At 74.8% G+C, this 3,494-nt stretch carries 2 protein-coding genes and 1 pseudogene; 2 read left to right on the top strand and 1 reads right to left on the bottom strand.

Annotated features, from left to right (window positions below; genetic code table 11):
• Positions 1–866, top strand: a pseudogene (locus GPJ59_RS34645) (serine protease); the annotation flags it as partial.
• A 133-nt stretch (positions 867–999) separates the two neighbouring features.
• Entirely contained in the window at positions 1,000–1,962 is a 963-nt protein-coding gene (locus GPJ59_RS34640; protein WP_219671999.1) for a bifunctional riboflavin kinase/FAD synthetase, read from the top strand.
• A 105-nt stretch (positions 1,963–2,067) separates the two neighbouring features.
• Here GPJ59_RS34640 and GPJ59_RS34635 read toward each other — a convergent pair.
• Positions 2,068–3,494: MinD/ParA family ATP-binding protein (locus GPJ59_RS34635; protein WP_258025370.1), on the bottom strand; the 1,427-nt coding region annotated here is incomplete at its 5' end.

The following is a 3,494-nucleotide window of genomic DNA, read 5'->3' as shown; positions in this document are numbered from 1 at the left end:
CCCCGGCCGACCGCGACCTGCTGCGCCTCGCCGCCCGGTCCCTGCTCGCCCGGCCCGCGGACACCCCCCTGCACGGCAGCGCCCTCGCCGTCCTGCTGCGCGACCCGCAGGAGCGGGCCCGCCACCTTCCGCACGCCGTGGAGTGCTTCCGGCAGGGCACCTCGCGACTGCCGGCCGAGGCCCTGGTGGAGGTGCTGCCGACGCTGGAGGACGCCCGGGACGTCGACCGGGTCTTCGAGGCCCTGCGGGCCCGGGCCGACGGCGAGGTGCTGCGCGCGCTGGCCGCCCTGACCGGTCCCGCGCTGGCCCGCCGGGCCGGCGACCTGGTCCGTGAACGCCTCGCCGGCCACCCCGAGGACGCTCCGCACGCCGCCGTCTTCGTCGACCTCCGGCTGGAGCAGGGCCGGGCCGCCCGGGGCGTGGTCCAGCCGCTGGTGACCGGGCTGCTGCGGGGGCCCGCCGAGGTCCGGGCCGCGCTGGCCGGCGTACTCGCCGCCCCGGGCGGGGAGGACTCGCGGGAGCTGCGGGGCGAGCTGGCCGACGTACTCCTGACCGCCGAGGAGGACCCCGGGGTGCTGGACGCCGTGCTCGGGGCGCTGGCGCACGGGGCAGGCCGCTGCCCGGAGGAGCGCACCCGGCAGCTGCTGCGGCGGACCGGGCGGCTGCTGCTGCGTACGCCCGGCGGGCCGGCCCTGTTCGAGCGGCGGACGGTGGAGCTGGCACGCACCGAACCCCCGTTCGGCGAGCTGCTGGCCCGCTGGCTGGCCGAGGACACCGCCCAGGCCGCGGCCCTGCTCGGACCCGGCACCCGGCGGATGGTCGCCGGCCGCGCTCGACGGACGGTCGAGACACCGGCGGGGCCCTGACCGCGACCTGGCAAACTTGACGTGACCCTGGCGTGAGGTCGGACGCCGATGCGGGTCCGCGACCAGCGGCATGGCAGTCTTAGACCTGCAATCTCTACAGGTACGACACGGGTTCGGGCGAGGAGCGGTCACAGTGCAGCGCTGGCGTGGCTTGGAGGACATCCCCCAGGACTGGGGACGCAGCGTCGTCACCATCGGCTCCTACGACGGTGTCCACCGCGGGCATCAGCTGATCATCGGACGGGCCGTGACCCGGGCGCGCGAGCTCGGTGTGCCGGCCGTCGTCGTCACCTTCGACCCGCACCCCAGCGAGGTCGTCCGCCCCGGCAGCCACCCGCCGCTGCTGGCCCCGCACCACCGGCGGGCCGAGCTGATGGAGGGCCTGGGCGTCGACGCGCTGCTGATCCTGCCCTTCACGGCGGAGTTCTCCCAGCTGTCCCCGGCCGACTTCATCGTGAAGGTCCTGGTCGACAAGCTGCACGCGCGTGCGGTCATCGAGGGCCCCAATTTCCGCTTCGGCCACCGGGCCGCCGGGGACGTCGACTTCCTGCGCGAGCTGGGCACCACCTACGACTACGACGTCGAGGTCATCGACCTGGTCGTGCGCGGCACGGCGGGCGGCGGCGAGGCCTTCTCCTCCACGCTGGCGCGCCGGCTGGTCGCCGCCGGCGACATGGCGGGCGCGGCCGAGATCCTCGGGCGGCCGCACCGGGTCGAGGGCGTCGTGGTGCGCGGGGCGCAGCGCGGGCGCGAGCTCGGCTACCCGACGGCGAACGTCGAGACCCTCCCGCACACCGCCGTCCCGGCCGACGGCGTGTACGCGGGCTGGCTGACGGCGAACGGCGAGCGCATGCCGGCGGCGATCTCGGTCGGCACCAACCCGCAGTTCGACGGCACCGAGCGGACGGTCGAGGCGTACGCGATCGACCGCGTCGGCCTGGACCTGTACGGGCTGCACGTCACCGTGGACTTCCTCGCCTATGTGCGGGGCATGGCCAAGTTCGAGTCGTTGGAAGGCCTGTTGGAGGCCATCGCGGACGATGTGAAGCAGGCGCGGGCGCTCACCGAGGCGCACGACGCGGCCACGGCCGGCTGACCGACCTGCTCCTGCTCCTGCTCCTGCGCCTACGGCGAAGGGCCCGTACCGTCCTGACCTGGACGGTACGGGCCCTTCGCCGTAGGTGGCCTCGGCGGCCGTGCCTCACTGCTGCTGGCGCGGGTCCTGCGGCGGGGCGGTGGGCGGCTGCTGCGGCCAGCCCTGGCCGGGCTGCGGCTGGTAGGGCTGCGGCGGCTGGCCGTAGGGCTGGGGCGGCTGCCCGTACGGGCCCGGGGCCTGCGGCGCCTGCGGGCCGGGCGCCGGGGGCTGGGCGGGCTGGCCGTAGGGGGACGGAGGCTGCTGCGGCGGGTACGGCTGCTGCTGCGGCTGGTGGGGCTGCTGCTGCGGCGGGTACTGCTGGTGCTGGGGGTGCTGTTGCGGGTACCCGTACGGCTGCTGCTGCGCCTGTGCCTGCGCGCGGACGAAGTCCTCGGCCACCATCGCCGAGAGGTGGAAGTACGCCTCGCGGGTCTTGGGCCGCATCATGTCCAGGTCCACCTCGGCACCGGCCGAGAGGTGCTCGTCGAACGGCACCACGACGACACCGCGGCAGCGGGTCTCGAAGTGCTGGACGATGTCCTCCACCTTGATCATCTTGCCGGTCTCGCGGACCCCCGAGATGACGGTGATGGAGCGCGCGACGAGGTCGGCGTAGCCGTGCGCGGAGAGCCAGTCGAGCGTGGTGCTCGCGCTGCTGGCGCCGTCCACGGACGGGGTGGAGATGATGATCAACTGGTCGGCCAGGTCGAGGACCCCGCGCATGGCGGAGTAGAGCAGACCGGTGCCCGAGTCGGTGAGGATGATCGGGTACTGGCGGCCCAGGACCTCGATCGCGCGCCGGTAGTCCTCGTCGTTGAACGTCGTCGAGACGGCCGGGTCCACGTCGTTGGCGATGATCTCCAGGCCCGAGGGGGCCTGGGAGGTGAACCGCCGGATGTCCATGTAGGAGTTCAGGTACGGGATCGCCTGGACCAGGTCGCGGATGGTCGCCCCGGTCTCGCGGCGCACGCGGCGGCCGAGGGTGCCGGCGTCCGGGTTCGCGTCGATGGCCAGGATCTTGTCCTGGCGCTCGGTGGCGAGGGTGGCGCCGAGCGCGGTGGTCGTCGTGGTCTTGCCGACGCCGCCCTTGAGGCTGATGACGGCGATGCGGTAGCAGGACAGCACGGGCGTCCGGATGAGCTCCAGCTTGCGCTGGCGCTCGGCCTCGGCCGCCTTGCCGCCGATGCGGAAGAGGGAGCCGGAACCGGACCCGGAGCGGTTGCTCTTGGGCTTCTGCTTGTTGCGCAGCAGGCGGTCCGAGGACAGCTCCACGGCGGCGGTGTAGCCGAGGGGGGCGCCACCGGCCGGGGAGGCCTGGTACCGCGGGTCCTGCGGCCCCGGGCCGCCGGGACCACCGGGGCCTCCCGGGCCGGACTGCTGCCACTGCTGGGCCGGGGCCGGGGCCTGGGCCTGCTGCGGCGGTACGGCCGCCTGGGCGGGGCCGGGCGCCGGGGCGTACGGCTGGGGCTGCGCCGCGTTCGGCGGCCAGGGAG

It is taken from the genome of Streptomyces bambusae, assembly GCF_019400985.1.
Classification (GTDB): Bacteria; Actinomycetota; Actinomycetes; order Streptomycetales; family Streptomycetaceae; genus Streptomyces; species Streptomyces bambusae_A.
The sequence above is the reverse complement of the archived record's forward strand: the minus strand, read 5'-3'. Positions and strand labels throughout refer to the sequence as shown.